Below are 17,451 nucleotides of genomic sequence, written 5' to 3' on the forward strand. Positions count from 1 at the left end.
CCCGCTCAGATCGAGGATTTCCAGCGTATCGGCCAGGGTGAAAATCTCCGGCGGGAATTCACGCAGGCCGCAAGACAGTGAAAGCCGCGTCACGCCAGCCAACTCGCCACTACGCAATTGTTCCAGGGTATGCATGCAAAAAAGCCTGATTCGATCAAAGCGCGCAGTGTACCAGCCAAGCCCCTCCCCAAGACTTCAGTTCAGAACAGATCAAGCTGATCATCCTTGTTCCGCTTGCCCTGCCCGCCCCGGGCCGGCGGCACCAGCAGCGGCCGCCGGAAACGGCTGGCATCCAGCGTGGCGAAGGCGCGGTTGCGATGGTCGATGCCCAGCCGGCGGCTGGCCTTGTCGAAGCGCTGCTGCAGGAGCTCGGCCCAGACACCGGTGCCGCGCATGCGGGTGGCGAAATCGGCGTCGTAGTCCTTGCCACCGCGCATGTCCTGGATGCGGTTCATCACCCGTGCCGCCCGGTCCGGGAAATGCGCCTGCAACCACTGCCTGAACAAGGGGCTGACTTCCCATGGCAGGCGCAGCACGATATAGCCGGCCTGGCCGGCACCGGCTTCCACGGCCGCTTCCATGACCCGCTCCAGATCCGGCTCGGTGACGAAGGGAATCACCGGCGCAATCGATACGCTCACTGGAATACCTGCCTCGGCGAGCGTACGGATCACCCGCAGGCGCCGCGCCGGACTGGCCGCCCGGGGTTCCAGGGTGCGAGCGATGGCCGGGTCCAGCGTGGTGATGGTGACGGCGGCAATGGCCTGGCGCTTGGCTGCCATCGCCGCCAGCAGGTCGATGTCACGCTCGATCAGGGACGACTTGGTGATCAGGGCCACCGGGTTTTCGCAATCGTGCAGGATCTGCAGGATGCGGCGGGTCAACTGGCGCTCGCGCTCGATGGGCTGGTAGGCGTCGGTATTGATGCCCACCGTGATGGTGTCTGGCTGGTAGGACGGCCGGGCCAGCTCGCGCAGCAATAGCTCCGGGGCATTGGCCTTGGCCACCAGCCGGCTTTCGAAATCCAGGCCCGGCGAGAGGCCCAGGTAGCTGTGCGAGGGTCGGGCAAAACAGTAGATGCAGCCGTGCTCGCAGCCGCGGTAAGGATTCAGGGACAGCGAGAACGGCAAGTCGGGCGAGGCATTGCGGCTGATGATGGACTTGGCCGTCTCTTCCGTGACGATGGTCTTCAGGCGCAGCGGTTCCTCGTCCTGTTCGCCGGCATCGGTGGTATCGGTCTGTTCCGCGCCAGCGGCCTCTTCACCGGTCGGTGGACCATCACCGGAAAATTGCAGAGGCTGCCAGCCATCATCGAACTCCTCGCGGTTCACCGATTCGTAGCGCCCGCGCAGGTTGGTGACCGCACCCCGACCCTTTTGGGCCACCTGTTGGCGATGGATGAAGGTAGCCGGTGTGATGGTCGCATCGTCGTCATCCGAGGGCGATGGCTCCGGCTGGTCAGGAAACGGCCGGGCGATGCCCTGCGGGAATTTGGGGAAGGAAGCCATAGCTAGCTGATTTAGCTGAACAATACTGTATATATGAACAGTATTTTGCCCACACTTCCGGCCGCCTGCAAACCCTGTTTCAATTTAGCCGGCTGCCGGATTAATCAGGTATGCTTGTTCACCCCAGGCTTCCCGAAAGATAAGAAATAGAACACCGGGCGGCCGCGACGACAGGGCATAAGGACCGCTAAGGTCCAAGGAGACAAGGATGCAATACCAGGCAAACCGGCCAGGCGCCGGTGCATTGCTGGGCGCAGCGCCCCTGGTGCAGGCCACGGCCGACGGCGAGCCGGACCTGCAGGCCATTGCGCGCTCGCACCAGCGCAGTTCTTCCTATGGCATCACCCGCGGCCAGCGGCCCGATCTGGAACAGCTCTCGCGTGCCGACCTGGCGCAGACGCTGGAGGCCAGCCAATCCCTGTCCGGCCATGCCCGGCCGGTGATGGAAACCCTCTACGATCAGATTCGCAATACCCACAGCATGGTGATCCTGTCGGACGCCGAAGGCACCATCATCCATACCCTGGGCGACCGCGACTTCCTGGCCAAGGCAGACCGCGTGGCGCTCGGTCCCGGCGGGCGCTGGTCGGAGCAGTTGCGCGGCACCAATGCCATCGGTACGGCCCTGTTCGAACAGAAACCGACCACGGTCCACGCCCAGCAGCACTACCTGGATGCCAACCGCTTCCTGACCTGCTCGGCGGCCCCCATCTTCGACCATCGCGGCAAGGTGCTGGGAGTGCTGGACGTGTCGGGCGAATGCGGCAGCTTCCACAAGCACACCATGGCCCTGGTGCGCATGTCGGCGCAGATGATAGAAAACCACCTGCTGGCGGGTAGCTTTCCCGATTGCATCACCCTGCACTTCCACAGCCGCGCCGAATTCGTGGGCACGCTGGTGGAGGGCATCGTCAGCTTCACGCCGGGCGGACGTTTCCTGGCGGCCAACCGCAGTGCCCAGTTCCAGCTGGGCCTGACGCTGGCGGCACTGCAGTCGCATACCTTCACCTCGCTGTTCGGGGTGCCGTTGTCGCTGTTGTTCGAGCAGCACCGCAAGGCCGCGCCCGGCCTGCTGGAGCTGTGCCTGCACAATGGCATCCGCATCCACGGTCGCGCCGAATTACGGCTGCGCGACCAGCATTTCCAGAACGCCCGTGAAGCAGTCATCGAGGCGCCAGAACTCGGAACGGCGGCAGCAGCGGCAGCAGCGTCTGCACCCGCGTTGGCGCCGGTCTGCCACGCACCGGCCGTGCGCGGACCCGCTGACCTGCCCGATCTGCAGGCGCTGGAGACCGGCGACGCCCGCATGAGCGACATCATCGGCAAGCTGCGCCGTGTGATCGACCGCGCCATCCCGGTCTTGATCACCGGCGAGACCGGCACCGGCAAGGAGTGGCTGGCGCAGGCCATCCACCGCGCCAGCGCCTGTTCGCGTAGGGCGCAAAGCCAGGGGATGGCGGCGCCCTTCGTGGCGGTCAACTGCTCGGCCATTCCGGAAAACCTGATCGAAGCCGAACTGTTCGGCTATGAAGACGGCGCCTTCACCGGCGCGCGCCGCAAGGGTGCCATCGGCAAGATCGCGCAAGCCCAGGGTGGCACGCTGTTCCTTGATGAAATCGGCGACATGCCATTGTCACTGCAGGGTCGTTTGTTGCGGGTGCTGCAGGAGCGCGCCGTCACGCCGCTGGGCAGCCAGCGTGTGATCCCGGTGGAGTTCGCACTGGTATGCGCCACCAACCAGCCGCTGCGCGAGATGGCAGCGCGCCATGCCTTCCGCGAAGACCTGTACTACCGCATCAATGGCTTGCAGGTCAAGCTGCCCGCCCTGCGCGAACGCAGCGATCTGGATTGCCTGATCGAGCGCATCCTGCAGGAAGAAGGCGGCCCGCAGGCGCCGCGCTTCGATGCCCAGGCCCTGGCGCTGCTGCAGGCCAGCCGCTGGCCGGGCAACCTGCGGCAATTGTCCAACCTGGTCCGCACCGCGCTGGCCATGGCCGAGGGCGAAGCCGCCATCAGCCTGCGGCACCTGCCGGACGACTTCCTCGAAGACGCGGCGGCCAGCGCCCCGCTGGCCAGCGTTGACGATGAACCACCCTCTCCGCCACTTTCCATTCAGGACACGGAATGGGCCGCCATCGAACGCGCATTGCGCACGCATGACGGCAATGTCAGCGCCGCCGCCAAGGCGCTCGGGGTGTCGCGCAATACGCTGTACCGGCGCTTCAAGTCACGCGGGCACTGAGCGGTTCCAGAGCGTCATATTCTTCATCGGAAAACAGCCGCGAGCGCGTCAGGAAGCGCTTGCCGCTGCCATTCTCCAGCGAGAACATGCCACCGTTGCCATTGACCACGTCAATGATCAGCTGCGTGTGCTTCCAGTACTCGAACTGGTCGGCGCCGATGTAGAACGGCACGCCATCGATCTCCCCCAGGTACACATCGGTGTCGCCCAAGGTGAAGTCTCCTTCGGGGTAGCACATTGGCGCGCTGCCATCACAGCAGCCGCCGGACTGGAAAAAGATCAAGGCGCCATGGCGTGTCTTCAACTGGCGCAGCAGTGCCACCGTGGCGTCGGTGGCGGTAACCCGGGGTAAGGCGCTCATCGGCATGCTCCTGGAAAGTCCACATAAAAAAGGCGCCGGCCGTGGGAGAACGGACCGGCGCCCAAGCTGCCTTGCTGCAAGGAGCCAAGGAGACAAACGAAGGATAGAAACCCGATCAGAAGAAGCCCAGCGCCTTGGGGCTGTAGCTGACCAGCAGGTTCTTGGTCTGCTGGTAGTGGTCCAGCATCATCTTGTGGTTTTCACGACCGATGCCGGATTGCTTGTAGCCACCGAAGGCCGCATGCGCCGGATACAGGTGATAGCAGTTGGTCCACACGCGCCCGGCCTGGATCTCGCGGCCCATGCGGAAGGCACGGGTGCCATCGCGGGTCCATAGGCCTGCACCCAGGCCGTAGAGGGTGTCGTTGGCGATGGCCAGGGCTTCTTCCTCGTCCTTGAAGGTGGTCACCGAGACCACGGGGCCGAAGATTTCTTCCTGGAAGATACGCATCTTGTTGTTGCCCTGGAAGACGGTCGGCTTGACGTAGTAACCCGAGGCCAGGTCGCCGCCCAGTTCTTCACGGCCGCCACCGGCCAGCACCTTGGCGCCTTCCTGCTTGCCGATGTCGATGTAGGAGAGGATCTTTTCCAGCTGCTCCTGCGAGGCTTGCGCGCCGATCATGGTGCTCTTGTCCAGCGGGTTGCCCTGCTTGATGGCAGCCACGCGCTTCAAGGCGCGCTCGATGAAGCGCTCGTAGATCGATTCCTGCACCAGCACGCGCGAGGGGCAGGTGCAGACCTCACCCTGGTTCAGCGCGAACATGGCGAAGCCTTCCAGGGCCTTGTCGAAGAAGTCGTCGTCCTTGTCCAGCACGTCGGCGAAGAAGATATTGGGCGACTTGCCGCCCAGCTCCAGGGTCACCGGGATCAGGTTCTGCGAGGCGTATTGCATGATCAGGCGACCGGTGGTGGTCTCGCCGGTGAAGGCGATCTTGGCGATGCGCTTGTTGGAGGCCAGCGGCTTGCCGGCTTCCACGCCGAAGCCCTGCACGATGTTGACCACGCCCGGCGGGATCAGGTCGGCGATCAGTTCGATCAGCACCATGATGGAGGCCGGCGTCTGTTCGGCCGGCTTCAACACCACGCAATTGCCGGCAGCCAGCGCCGGGGCCAGCTTCCACACCGCCATCAGGATGGGGAAATTCCAGGGAATGATCTGGCCCACCACGCCCAGCGGCTCATGGAAGTGATAGGCATAGGTGTCGTTGTCGATGGTGCCGATGCTGCCTTCCTGGGTGCGCACGGCGGCGGCGAAGTAGCGGAAATGGTCGATGGCCAGCGGGATGTCGGCAGCCATGGTCTCGCGGATGGGCTTGCCATTGTCCAGGGTCTCGGCGGTGGCCAGCAGCTCCAGGTTGGCTTCCATGCGGTCGGCGATCTTCAACAGCATGTTGGCACGATCGGTGGGCGAGGTCTTGCCCCAGCTCTTCTTGGCGGCATGCGCGGCGTCCAGCGCCAGCTCCACGTCCTCGGCACTGGAACGGGCCACTTCACAGAAGGCGCGTCCGATCACCGGGCTGATGTTCTCGAAGTATTCCCCCTTCACCGGCGGGACGAATTTGCCGCCGATGAAGTTGTCGTAACGTTGCTTGAAAGGGTCGCGTACGCCGAGTTTGCTGATGTCTGCCAGGTTCATGTCGTCTCCGTTATGGTGATGGTTGAAATCCCGCACGCATCGATGGCCGCGGCGGGCGTTCGACCTCCTGAGGGGCAAATCGCATGCCAGCCGGCAGAGGCCCGTCCCAGGCGGCCCAGCGGCCTGTGCCACCGGTGTGGCGCTGTCACGCTGTGTCAGACTGGCGCAATCCGTCACGCCACGGCGCAACAGACTGCAACAGCTTTCCGGCTGCAATGGACGTAAAAAAACCGGCCAGCGGCCGGTTTCGGGGAGAGCGGAACCTGCTCAGACGGCATCGGGACCGGTTTCACCGGTACGGATACGGATCACCTGCTCCACTTCCTGCACGAAGATCTTGCCATCGCCGATCTTGCCGGTGCGGGCAGCCTTGATGATGGCATCCACCGCCTGCTCCACCACCTTGTCATCGACCACCACCTCGATCTTGACCTTGGGCAGGAAATCGACCACGTATTCGGCGCCGCGATACAGCTCGGTATGCCCCTTCTGACGACCGAAGCCCTTCACTTCGGTGACCGTCAGGCCCGTGACGCCGACTTCGGCGAGGGATTCACGCACCTCGTCCAGCTTGAACGGTTTGATGATGGCGGTCACTTGTTTCATGGCAATTCCTCTCTTGGTATGTCGTAAAGAAACGATCGGTTGCGATCTGTTGAATAGCGGGTACTGCGATGTTGTTCTTTTAGGGACAGGGACGTGGCCCCCTGCCCACTCGTACATTGTCAATCAGGCCCGCCTAGCTTTCAACCACCCTGCGCAAGCGAGCCCTCAAAAAGCCGGTTTCAGCCCTCCAGATCCGGAATCCGCTCCAGATCCTGCAGCCACACGGTGGCCTCGCCATCGCTGGGGGCGCGCCAGTCACCCCGCGGCGAGAGCGAGCCGCCGGTACCGACCTTGGGCGCATTGGGTACGCAGGAACGCTTGAACTGGCTGGTCTTGAAGAAGCGATAGACGAAGATGCCCAGGTTTTTCTTGATCTGCGGCAAGCTGTACTGGTTGTGGGCGCCATGCAGGCCGTCCGGCCAATGACCGGCATCGCGGTCATGCCAGGCGCTGTGCGCCAGGAAGGCCACCTTGGCCGGCGTGAAGCCGTAGCGCAGGATGTAGTAGAGGTTGAAGTCCTGCAACTCGTAGGGACCGATGAAGTCCTGGGTGCGCTGACCGGGCTCGCCATCGGAGGCGCCCGGCACCAGTTCCGGGCTGATCTCGGTTTCCAGGATGTGGATCAGCACTTCCGGCTGCTTCAGTTCCAGCGAGCCGGACTCGGCCACCCAGCGCACCAGATGGGTGATGAGGGTCTTGGGCACGCTGGCGTTGACGTTGTAGTGCGACATGTGGTCGCCCACGCCATAGGTGCACCAGCCCAGCGCCAGTTCCGACAGGTCGCCGGTGCCGATGACGATGGCGCCATGGTGGTTGGCCAGGCGGAACAGGTGATTGGTACGCTCCCCGGCCTGCACGTTCTCGAAGGTGATGTCGTAGACCGGCTCGCCCCGCGAATAGGGATGGCCGAGATCCTTCAACATCTGTTCGCAGCTGGGGCGGATATCGATTTCCTGCGCCGAGCAACCGACCTGCGTCATCAACTGATGCGCCTGCACCAGGGTACGACTGCTGGTGGCGAAACCGGGCATGGTATAGGCCAGGATGTTGGTGCGCGGCAGGCCCAGCTTGTCCATTGCCTTGGCGCAGACCAGCAGGGCATGGGTGGAATCCAGGCCGCCGGAAACGCCGATGACCACCTTCTTCAGGCCCGACGAAGACAGGCGCTGCACCAGCGCCATGACCTGGATGTTGTAGACCTCGCGGCAGCGCAGTTCGCGCTGCTCCGCGTTGGCCGGCACATAGGGGAAACGCGCCACGCGGCGTTGCAGCGGCAGCGGGCGGTCCTGCGGCAGCTGGACATCGAACGACACCACCTCGAAGCGGCGCACTTCGTCCGCATGGCGGCGCACCGACTGGCCGAAGGTGGTCTGGTGGAAACGCTCGCGCGAGAGACGCTCCAGGTCCACATCGGCATAGATGACGTGGCCACCCTGGGTGAAGCGCTCGGACTCGGCCAACAATTCGCCGTTCTCGCAGATCAGCGCCTGGCCGTCCCAGGCCAGGTCGGTGGTCGATTCACCATCGCCGGCCGAGGAATACAGGTAGGCCGCCAGGCAGCGCGCCGATTGCTGCGACACCAGCTGGTGACGGTAACCGGACTTGCCGACCACGATATTGGACGCCGACAGGTTCACCAGCACGGTGGCGCCGGCCAGGGCCGCAAAGGAGGACGGCGGGATCGGCACCCAGACGTCTTCGCAGATTTCGACATGGAAGCGCAGGTCGGGGATATTGCTGATCTCGAACAGTAAGTGACTGCCGAAATCCACATCCTGGCCCAGCAGACGGGTGCGGCGGGTGACGGCGCAATCGGCGCTGCTGAACTGGCGCGCTTCGTAGAATTCGCTGTAGTTGGGCAGGTAGCTCTTGGGGACCACACCCATGATGCGGCCGGCGCTGACCACCACGGCGCAGTTATAGAGCTGGTGTTCGACCTTCAGCGGCATGCCCACGACCAGGGCAGCCGGGATGCGCAAGGAGGCTTCCAGCACGCTCTGCAGGGCATCCTGCGCGGCGTCCAGCAAGGCACGCTGCTGGAACAGGTCTTCGCAGCTATAGGCCGACAGCCCCAGTTCGGGGAAGGCCACCAGCACCGCGCCACCGGCGGCGGCCTGCTCGGCCAGGGCGATGGTGCGCTGGGCATTGTAGACCGGATCGGCCACCTTGCAGTCCGGCACCGCCACGGCGACGCGGGCGAAACCGTGGCTATAGAGATTGAAGAATGGGCTAGTCATATCGTGCGGACTTTCTTGCTCTGTGCGGGTCGCCGCGATGGCGACGCGTTCTGTCGGTTTTGCGTAGAATGCCTGTTCGAGCGGGGCCGTGGGCCGCGCCTTCTTATGCAGGTCACTCGCAGTCCATGGATTATCGCACGCGAATCGTTTCTTCTCTGGCCGAGATCGGCCCCGGCCGCTGGGACGCACTGGTGGCCACCCAGGCCGAAGGCAACCCCTTCCTCAGCTACGCTTTCCTGCATGCGCTGCACGAGAGCGGCGCGGCCAGTGCCGACACCGGCTGGGAGCCGCATTACCTGACGCTGTGGCAGGACCAAGCCCTGGTGGCGGCCTTGCCCCTGTATCGCAAGTTCCACTCCTATGGTGAATATGTCTTCGACTGGGCCTGGGCCGAGGCCTACCAGCGCCACGGCGTCGAATACTATCCCAAGCTGCTGGCCGCCATCCCCTTCACGCCGGTGCGCGGGGCGCGGCTGATGGCAGTCGATGAGACGGCCCGCGCCGGCCTGCTGGCCGCCTTGCAGGCGCTGCAGCAGGAGGGCGAACACTCGTCCACCCACATCCTCTACCCGCCCCCGGAGCAGGCGGAACAGCTGGCCGATGCCGGTTTCCTGCTGCGCAGCGGCGTGCAGTTCCACTGGCACAACGAAGGCTATGGCAGCTTTGCCGAGTTCGTCGATACCCTGGATCGCAAGAAGCGCAAGAACATCCTGGCCGAGCGGCGCAAGGTGGCCGAACAGGGCGTGCAATTCACCTGGCTGCGGGGCAGCGAGATCACCGAGGCCCACTGGCGATTCTTCAACCGCTGCTATCGCCATACCTATGCGGCGCATTATTCGACGCCCTACCTGAACCTGGATTTCTTCCGCCGCATCGGCGCCACCATGCCAGAGCACCTGCTGCTGACCCTGGCCCTGCGTGATGGCCAGCCCATCGCCTCCTCGCTCACCGTGCATGACGGCGACACCCTCTACGGTCGCTACTGGGGCGCGCTGGAACACGTCCCCTGCCTGCACTTCGAGACCGCCTACTACCAGCCGCTGGAATTCTGCATCGCCGAAAAGATCCGCTGGTTCGAAGGCGGCGCCCAGGGCGAGCACAAGATGGCACGCGGCTTCCTGCCGCAGAAGACCTGGTCGGCACACTGGCTGGCGCATCCGGGGTTCTACGATGCCGTGGAGCACTTCCTGGCCCGCGAAGTCGGCGGCATCGATGGTTATATCAACGAGCTCAACGAGCGCAATCCCTTCCGCGATCCGTCCCGCTGAGGCGGCGTAAAAAAAAACCGGCCCGCAGCAATGCTGCGGGCCGGGCCAGACATCCGGATTACTTGTAACCGACGCGATCCAGCATCTGCAACACCTTCTGCTGGTTGGCACCGACGGCGCCGATGTTGATCACTTCAGCCTTGAACGGACCCATCTTGACCAGCGCCGGGTTCTCGGTCTTCACGCTCTTGACGGCCGGCCATTCGTTATTGCCTTCGGCGAAGTAGCGCTGGGCCGCATCGCTGGCCAGGTATTCCAGGAACTGCACGGCTTCGGCCTTGTGCGGGGCATGCTTGGCCACGCCACCACCGGCGATGTTGACGTGCGCGCCATAGCTCTTCTGGTTGGGCCAGACGATGCCGACCTTTTCCATCAGGGCCACGTCTTCCGGCTTGGTGGAACGCAGCAGGCGGGCCACATAGTAGGAGTTGGAAATGGCCACGCCACATTCGCCCGAACCCACGGCCTTGATCTGGTCGGTATCGCCACCCACCGGCTGGCGCGCCTGGTTGGCGACCATGCCCTTCAAGATGGCTTCGGTCTTGGCCGCACCATCATGCTCCAGCAGCGCGCCGAACAGCGAGACGTTGTAGGGGTGCGAGCCGCTGCGGGTGCAGAGCTTGCCCTTGTTCTTCGGGTCGCCCAGGGCTTCGTAGGTGTCCACGTCTTCCGGCTTGACGCTGGTCTTGTTGTAGACGATCACGCGAGCGCGGGTGGAAAAACCGAACCACTGGGTGCCGTCGCTGCCTTCCTTGCTGTGCAGGTTGGCGGGGATGCGTTCGTCCAGCAGCCTGGACTTGACCGGCTGGAACAGGCCATCACTCTGGGCCTTCCACAGGCGCGCCGCATCCACCAGCAGGATCACGTCGGCGGGACTGGAAGCACCCTCGCTCTTGAGGCGTGCCAGGATGCCGGCATCATCGCCATCAACGCGGTTGATCTTGATGCCGGTGGCCTTGGTGAAGTCGGCGTAGAGCGCTTCGTCGGTCTGGTAGTGGCGTGCCGAGTACAGGTTCAGGACTTTTTCCTGCGCGAAGCTGGAGGCGGCAATGGCAGCCAGTACGGCGCCGACGGCGAATTGACGGGAGAACATGGACCATCCTTTTCAAAAAGAGTGAACGACCGCCGTGGCGAAACGGCGTTTTCTTTTGGCGCGGAAGGCGGTCCGGGGAGCGGGCTCCAGGATGGACTTGGCTGTCGCAGCGGGCGGCCTGATGGCTGCCTCGTTATGGGTATGCGTGTGCGTGTGCGTGTGCATACGCGAGAGGTGAGAGGTAAAGCGCAGGCGAATATATCACAAATAAGAAGCATTATCATCTTCTAAAGGACATATCGAAAAGCCATGCAGTGAACGTAAAAACGCCCTTGCCGACTGATGTGGCAAGGGCGTGATGACGTGCTGTAAATGCAGCGAAAGCAGAGAAAGCGACAAAGACAGCGAAGGCGGACGAAGCGCGCTCAGATCACCTTGACGGCGAAATCGACGCCGATGCCGGCCCACCACTCCTGCTCCTTCTGGAACCAGAAGGAAATGCTGGGATGCTCCTTGATGTAGTCGCGACGGATCTCGAGGTCGATGCGGCTCTTGAGCTTGACCCTTACCTTGTCCAGGTCCAGCGTGATGTGCGCGTGGCGGAACATCACCGCCAGCCGCAGTGCCAGCACTGCCTTGGCGAAATCGACGTCTGCCAGCATCTCGCTGATCTTCTTCAGGTTGCCCTTCTGACCGAGGATCAGGGTACTCATCAGACGCTGCTCGCGAGTGGTAAAGCCCGGCAGGTCGGCATTGGCGATCATGTAGGCCGAATGCTTGTGGTAACCGGTGGGCGACACCACCAGCCCGGTCTCGTGCAGCAAGGCGCTCCAGTAGAGATAGCGGGCGTAGGAGTCGGTGGCCGGCTTCAGCAGATCGAAGAAACCTCGCGCGGTATCGGCCACGCCATGGGCGCGGGCGGCATCGACGTGGAAGCGGCGGGCAAACTCTTCGACCGAACGATCGCGGCGGTCGGCCTTGGTGGCGCGCAGTTGCAGGTCCCACATCACGCCCATGCGCAGGCCGGCTTCCACCGGGGTGATGACCTCGATGCGGAATTCCTGCATGAAGCCGATCAACACCGCCAGGCCGCCCATGATCACACCGGCACGGTCGGGTTTCATGCCGTCCAGCGCGATCTGGCTGACATGGCCGAAATCGATCAGGCGCTGCATCAGGTCGGCCAGGCTGGGCAGGCTCACGCGGCCATCGCCCATGCCGTTGCGACGGATGGTGTCAGCAATGGCGCGCATGGTGCCGGAAGAGCCATAGACATTCACCTCGGCCGGGTCGAAGCTGAACAGGTGTACCGCATCTTCGACATGCGAGCGGGCCGAGATGATGGCGCGTTCGAAGGCCGCCGTGGTGATGGCACCATCGGGGAAGAAGGCCAGGCTTTGATTGACGGTGCCGATGCCGAAGGATTCGACGTGACGGATATGCTCGCCCAGGCCACGGATGACCTCGGTGGAACCGCCGCCGATGTCGATGACCATGCGTTCTTCACCGGCATCGGCCAGCACGCCGGCCACGCCCATGTAGATCAGGCGGCCCTCTTCCTCACCGGAAATGATCTCCACCGGATAACCGATGGCCCGCTCCAGTTCCGGCAGCAGGTCGGCTGCGTTCTTGGCCACGCGCAAGGTATTGGTGGCCACCACCCGCACCGCGGTCAGCGGATAGTCACGCAGGATGGCGCGAAAGCGGGTGAGCGAATCGATGGCGCTCTGACAGGCCTGCTGGGTCAGGTTGCCGCTCTTGTCGATGCCCGCCGCCAGGCGGATGGGGTCGCGCGCGCTCTTGATGACGCGTATGCCGTCGTCCTCGTACTTGCCGATATGCAAGCGAAAACTGTTGGAACCGAGATCTACCGCAGCAAACATGCATGTCCTTTCGCAATCGCACTAGAAGCCAATTGCTAAATAATTTAAACCTCACCTTGTCTCCATCCCGACAAGATAATCGGCGCGCATTACACTTTGATGACAGCCGGCACCCTGTAGAATGGCGGCTCGGCGCTGCCATGCTGCGTCGCACATATTATTTTATACAATTTATCCCATTTCCCTTCCATGCCCGGCATTCTTTACCTGGTTCCCAACACACTGGGCCCCACCGAGCCTCCCGCCGACGCCAGCGTGACGCATCCGCTGGAAAGCATCATCCCGCGCCAGGTGCAGGCCATCGCAGCACGCCTGGATTATTTCGTCGCCGAGAACGCCAAGACCACGCGCGCCTTCCTGAAACTCCTGGGAAGCAGCCAAGCCCTGGCCAAGCCCATCCAGGAAATCCAGATCGCCGAGCTCAACGTCAACACACCGCCGGCCGCCCTGCCCTCGCTGCTGGCTCCCCTGCTGGAAGGCCGTGATGGTGGCCTGATCTCGGAAGCAGGCGTGCCGGCGGTGGCCGACCCCGGCGCCAACCTGGTCCGGCTGGCGCACCAGCATGGCATCCAGGTGCGCCCGCTGGTGGGCCCCTCTTCCTTGCTGCTGGCGGTCATGGCCAGTGGTCTCAATGGCCAGAGCTTCGCCTTCAACGGCTACCTGCCTACCGATGCCGAGGCGCGCGCCAAGCGCATCCGCCAGCTGGAAGATCGCGCCCGCAAGGAAAAGCAGACCCAGCTGCTGATCGAAACGCCCTATCGCAACACCGCCATGCTGGAGGCGCTGGTGCAATCCTGCCAGCCCGGCACGCTGATCTGCGTGGCCACCGACCTGTCGCTGTCCAGCGAGTCGGTACGCACGCAGACGGCCGCGCAGTGGAAGGCCGCCCTGGCTGCCGGCAAGGCACCGGACTTCCACAAGAAACCGACCGTCTTCCTGCTGCTGGCCGAATAGCGTCGCCCCAACGCGAGAGACGCGGCGCCCCAATGACTAAGGCCGGTTGTGATACACAACCGGCCTTTTTGCATGCTCCGTCCCCAGGCGTCAGCGCAGGGTGGAAAGCGGCGTCGACATCAGCGTCTTGGCAAAGCCTGCACCGAAGGCCACGCCGAATTTCTTGAGCACCCGTTCGGAGAGGTTTTCGGTCTGGGTGTAATCCACCACATCCTCGGCCTTGAGTACGTCACGGGCCACGCTATCGACCGTGCCATAGCCATCGGCCAGACCCAGCTCGATCGCCTTAGAACCGGTCCATACCAGCCCAGAGAAGGTATCCGGCGTTTCCTTCAGGCGCGCGCCACGACCCTGGCGCACCACCTCGATGAACTGCTGGTGGATCTCCTGCAGCATCGATTGCGCGTATTCACGCTGCTTCGGGCTTTGCGGGCTGAAGGGGTCGAGGAAGCTCTTGTTCTCGCCCGCGGTCAGCAGGCGGCGTTCCACGCCCAGCTTGTCCATCAGACCGGTGAAGCCGAAGCCGTCCATGAGCACGCCCACCGAACCGATCAGGCTGGCCTTGTTGACGTAGATCTTGTCGGCCGCCGCGGCGATGTAATAGCCGCCGGAGGCGCACACTTCCTCCACCACCACGTAGATCGGCTTCTTGGGATAGGCCTTGCGCAGGCGGGTGATCTCGTCATTGATCATGCCGGCCTGTACCGGGCTGCCGCCGGGGCTGTTGATCTTGAGGATCACGCCGACCGAGTCGGAGGCGGCAAAGGCCTTGTCCAGCGCCGGGATCACCACCCCTGCCGAGCCCTGCCCTTCGGAATCGATGGCGCCCTTGATCTCGACCAAGGCGGTATGGGTGCCCAGCGGCTCGCTCTCGGTCTTGTTATAGGTGAAGGCCAGCCAGGCCCCCAGCACGATCACCACCAGGATGGCGATGCGGAAGAAGATGCCCCAGCGGCGCCGGGCGCGCTGTTCCTTGACGGCGAACAGGGCCAGTTTTTCCAGTACGTCGCGCTCCCAGCCGCTCTTCTTGTCCTCGCGCACGCTGGCGGGGATGGAGGGCGATGGTGGCGATGGCGGCGTTTGTGGAGGGACTGGCGGCTTGTCTTGCTGGTTTTCAGATTCGTTGTTGCTCATAGGCTCACTCTAAGCAGCGCAGCAGCCTGCGCCGGTTTCCCCGAAGCTCATGCCTCGACGGGCTTGACGATGTCGTCCGGACGCCAGTAGACCTGGCCATCGCGTTCCACCGCCATGATCTTACGCAAGTGGGCGCCGGTACAAGGACCGCCCTCGCATTTTCCGGTATCGGGCGCGTAAACGGCGCCATGTGTTGCACACATGAGATACAGACCGCTGGATTCGAAGAACTCGCCCTCGGCCCAGTCCAGTTCGATGGGGACATGGGCGCAGCGGTTCAGGTAGCCATAGACCACCCCGCCGTAGCGCACCACGAAACCGGTGGTCTCGTCGCCATGCACCTGCACCGGGAAGCGCTTGCCCAGGCCGCCTTCGGCCAGATCGCCGGAGGCGCAGATGAGGATGTCGCCGGAAGCGTTCACGGAACCGTCCTCAGGCCTGCTCGTTGAGCCACTGGTGCAGCTCGCGGATGGAGCGCGCCGAATACAGCGGCGAGAGCGTCTGCAACTGCTGCGGCGGATGCGCGCCGAACTCCACCGCCACGCCTGCGGCGCCGGCGTTGATGGCCATCTGCAGGTCGTGGGTGGTGTCGCCGATCATCAGGGTGCGGTGCATGTCCTGGCCCAGCTCGCGGGTCAGCTCCTGCAACATGGCCGGATGCGGCTTGGAGAAGGTCTCGTCGGCGCAGCGGGTGGCGTCGAACATGGACAGCAGGCCGGTGGTGTTCATGGCCCGGTTCAGCCCGACCCGGCTCTTGCCGGTGGCCACTGCCAGGAAATAGCCCTGCTGCGACAGGTCGGTCAGCATTTCGGGCACGCCCTCGAAGAGCGTGAGGTCCTTGTCCTGGCCCAGGTAATGGTGGCGGTAACGCTCCACGATGCGCGGATAGTACTTGGGGTCGACATCGGGAATGGCGGCCTGCATCGCGTCCTGCAGGCCCAGGCCGATGACATAGGAGGCTGCGCTCTTGTCAGGAATCGGCAGGCCCAGGTCACGCGCTGCGGCCTGGATGCAGCGCACGATGGTGGACGTGCTGTCCATCAGGGTGCCATCCCAGTCGAAGACGATCAGGTCGAATTGCTTTCTTGCCATGTCTGATGCTCTTTCTGCGGGCATGTCCGCCGCCGGCTTGCCAGCGCGACAAGGCAGCAGCGAAACATGCGATTTTGTTAATGCCGGGCAGAAAGTATCATATCCCGGCCGACTACGTGCACTGTCCTTCAGTCCTCCGCGCCAGCCAGCATGTTGTAGGGCAGGAGATCGCCCTCGGCCCCGCCTTCCAGGCTGCGCAGGAATTTTGCGCATTCATCGGGCAGGCCGGCCTTCAGGGTGACGGTCTGGCCGGTTTCCGGATGCAGGAAGCTGATGCGCCAGGCATGCAGGAACATGCGCTTGAAAGCGATACGCTTGCCATCGGCCTTCTGCAGCGCCTTGTTCAAGGGGAAGTCGCCGTACTTGTCGTCGCCGACGATGGGAAAACCGCTGGAAGACAGGTGCACCCGGATCTGATGGGTGCGACCGGTCTTCAGTTCAGCTTCCAGCAGGGCAAATTCACCGAAGCGACGCAAGAGCGAGAACACCGTATGGGACGGCTGGCCATCGGCCTGCACCCGCACCCGGCGCTCGCCGTCAGGCGTGCTGTACTTGAACAGCGGCAACTTCACGTGCTGGCGGGCATTCTTCCAGTCGCCCTGGACCAGGGTCAGGTAGCGCTTGTCGGTCTGGCCCTCGCGCATCTGTTCATGCAGGTTGGTCAGCGCCGAACGCTTCTTGGCGATCAGCAGCACGCCCGAGGTGTCGCGGTCCAGCCGGTGCACCAGCTCCAGGAACTTGGCCTGGGGCCGTGCCGCCCGCAACTGCTCGATGACCCCGTAGCTCACGCCGGACCCGCCATGCACGGCCACACCGGCCGGCTTGTCGATGACCAGCATGTGGCTGTCTTCCAGCAGGATGCGGAATTCCGCACCCGGGACTACAGTTTCTTGCTTCTCTGCAACTCGTATTGGCGGCACGCGCACGACATCGCCCTCGACCAGGCGATAGGTCTGGTCGATACGGCCCTTGTTGACGCGCACCTCGCCCGAACGCAGGACACGATAGATATGGCTCTTGGGAACGCCTTTGCAAACCCGCAGCAGGAAATTGTCAATCCGCTGGCCCGCCTCTTCGTCGGAAATGGTCAGCAACTGCACCTGAGGGACGCTCTGCGAGGCTGTTGCGTTCCGGGAGGCCGGCGCCGCGTCGGCGCTTTCAGAAGCCCCCCTAGAAAATCTCGCTAAGTCCTTCATTTTGAATATATAATCGATTGACGCCGATCAAAAAACGGCGTTAGTAGAATAAAAAAGGAACATTCTACACAAGAGGAGTCTTCGTCAGCCTCGCTCATTTGCAAAATTGACGAAGGGGGCCCCGAAAACCACGACGCGCGGCATCGCAGACGCAATAAAAGCGCTGCAACGGTTGACAATACAGCCGATCATGTCGCTTGCCTGGTCCACGTAAAGGCCTCGAAACGAGTACGCACCTTCCCTTTGCGAGTCCAGTTTGCACCGCAGTTGCAATCGGACAGCGCACTTGGAAGTGGAACAG

The 17,451-nt window shown here is 63.3% G+C and carries 14 protein-coding genes and 1 pseudogene; 3 read left to right on the forward strand and 12 right to left on the reverse strand.

The window, feature by feature from the left end; translation table 11 throughout:
• Nucleotides 1–135, reverse strand: a pseudogene (locus HWE04_RS22515) (protein kinase); the annotation flags it as partial.
• Between the two features lie 65 nt (nucleotides 136–200).
• Entirely contained in the window at nucleotides 201–1,508 is a 1,308-nt protein-coding gene (locus HWE04_RS22520) for a PA0069 family radical SAM protein (RefSeq protein WP_241813753.1), read from the reverse strand.
• Between the two features lie 208 nt (nucleotides 1,509–1,716).
• On the opposite strand from HWE04_RS22520, the gene HWE04_RS22525 reads away from it, so the two are divergent.
• A complete protein-coding gene (locus HWE04_RS22525; protein WP_241813754.1) occupies nucleotides 1,717–3,750 on the forward strand; it encodes a sigma-54-dependent Fis family transcriptional regulator in 2,034 nt (677 codons plus the stop codon).
• On the opposite strand, the gene HWE04_RS22530 is transcribed toward HWE04_RS22525, so the two are convergent.
• From HWE04_RS22530 to HWE04_RS22545, 4 genes are all read right to left on the reverse strand, one after another.
• Nucleotides 3,731–4,111: a DUF779 domain-containing protein gene (locus tag HWE04_RS22530; protein WP_006463533.1), complete on the reverse strand. Its 381-nt coding sequence runs from the start codon at nucleotides 4,109–4,111 to the stop codon at nucleotides 3,731–3,733. The genes HWE04_RS22525 and HWE04_RS22530 overlap by 20 nt on opposite strands.
• A 115-nt stretch (nucleotides 4,112–4,226) precedes the next feature.
• Complete coding sequence (gene adh, locus HWE04_RS22535; protein ID WP_241813755.1) at nucleotides 4,227–5,747, reverse strand: aldehyde dehydrogenase; 1,521 nt, start codon at nucleotides 5,745–5,747, stop codon at nucleotides 4,227–4,229.
• A gap of 267 nt (nucleotides 5,748–6,014) precedes the next feature.
• On the reverse strand, nucleotides 6,015–6,353 hold the full coding sequence (locus tag HWE04_RS22540; RefSeq protein WP_006463535.1) for a P-II family nitrogen regulator: 339 nt from the start codon (nucleotides 6,351–6,353) through the stop codon (nucleotides 6,015–6,017).
• A gap of 179 nt (nucleotides 6,354–6,532) precedes the next feature.
• Nucleotides 6,533–8,590, reverse strand: coding sequence for an NAD(+) synthase (locus HWE04_RS22545; protein WP_241813756.1), 2,058 nt, complete (start codon nucleotides 8,588–8,590; stop codon nucleotides 6,533–6,535).
• 125 nt (nucleotides 8,591–8,715) lie between these two features.
• Between HWE04_RS22545 and HWE04_RS22550 the strand changes: the two genes are divergently transcribed.
• Nucleotides 8,716–9,858: a GNAT family N-acetyltransferase gene (locus tag HWE04_RS22550; RefSeq protein ID WP_241813757.1), complete on the forward strand. Its 1,143-nt coding sequence runs from the start codon at nucleotides 8,716–8,718 to the stop codon at nucleotides 9,856–9,858.
• A gap of 58 nt (nucleotides 9,859–9,916) precedes the next feature.
• Here HWE04_RS22550 and HWE04_RS22555 read toward each other — a convergent pair whose 3' ends face one another.
• Together HWE04_RS22555 and HWE04_RS22560 are read right to left on the reverse strand one after the other, a co-directional pair.
• Nucleotides 9,917–10,951, reverse strand: coding sequence for an extracellular solute-binding protein (locus tag HWE04_RS22555; RefSeq protein ID WP_077238536.1), 1,035 nt, complete (start codon nucleotides 10,949–10,951; stop codon nucleotides 9,917–9,919).
• Between the two features lie 365 nt (nucleotides 10,952–11,316).
• Nucleotides 11,317–12,774 (reverse strand): Ppx/GppA phosphatase family protein, encoded by a 1,458-nt coding sequence (locus HWE04_RS22560; RefSeq protein WP_006463539.1) that lies wholly within the window; start codon nucleotides 12,772–12,774, stop codon nucleotides 11,317–11,319.
• 189 nt (nucleotides 12,775–12,963) lie between these two features.
• Here HWE04_RS22560 and HWE04_RS22565 point away from each other — a divergent pair, with 189 nt between their 5' ends.
• Nucleotides 12,964–13,728, forward strand: coding sequence for an SAM-dependent methyltransferase (locus tag HWE04_RS22565; RefSeq protein ID WP_077238534.1), 765 nt, complete (start codon nucleotides 12,964–12,966; stop codon nucleotides 13,726–13,728).
• A 90-nt stretch (nucleotides 13,729–13,818) separates the two neighbouring features.
• Here the strand turns inward: HWE04_RS22565 and HWE04_RS22570 are convergent, their stop codons facing one another.
• The 4 genes from HWE04_RS22570 to HWE04_RS22585 form a co-directional block, all read right to left on the reverse strand.
• On the reverse strand, nucleotides 13,819–14,862 hold the full coding sequence (locus tag HWE04_RS22570) for a S49 family peptidase (protein ID WP_006463541.1): 1,044 nt from the start codon (nucleotides 14,860–14,862) through the stop codon (nucleotides 13,819–13,821).
• A 47-nt stretch (nucleotides 14,863–14,909) separates the two neighbouring features.
• Complete coding sequence (locus HWE04_RS22575) at nucleotides 14,910–15,284, reverse strand: Rieske (2Fe-2S) protein (protein WP_077238532.1); 375 nt, start codon at nucleotides 15,282–15,284, stop codon at nucleotides 14,910–14,912.
• 10 nt (nucleotides 15,285–15,294) lie between these two features.
• Complete coding sequence (locus tag HWE04_RS22580) at nucleotides 15,295–15,954, reverse strand: HAD-IIIA family hydrolase (RefSeq protein ID WP_006463543.1); 660 nt, start codon at nucleotides 15,952–15,954, stop codon at nucleotides 15,295–15,297.
• Nucleotides 15,955–16,082: 128 nt separating this feature from the next.
• Entirely contained in the window at nucleotides 16,083–17,150 is a 1,068-nt protein-coding gene (locus HWE04_RS22585) for an RluA family pseudouridine synthase (RefSeq protein ID WP_039875417.1), read from the reverse strand.
• Nucleotides 17,151–17,451: the final 301 nt, after the last annotated feature.

It is taken from the genome of Herbaspirillum sp. C7C2, assembly GCF_022627865.1.
GTDB classification, from domain to species: Bacteria; Pseudomonadota; Gammaproteobacteria; order Burkholderiales; family Burkholderiaceae_D; genus Herbaspirillum; species Herbaspirillum frisingense.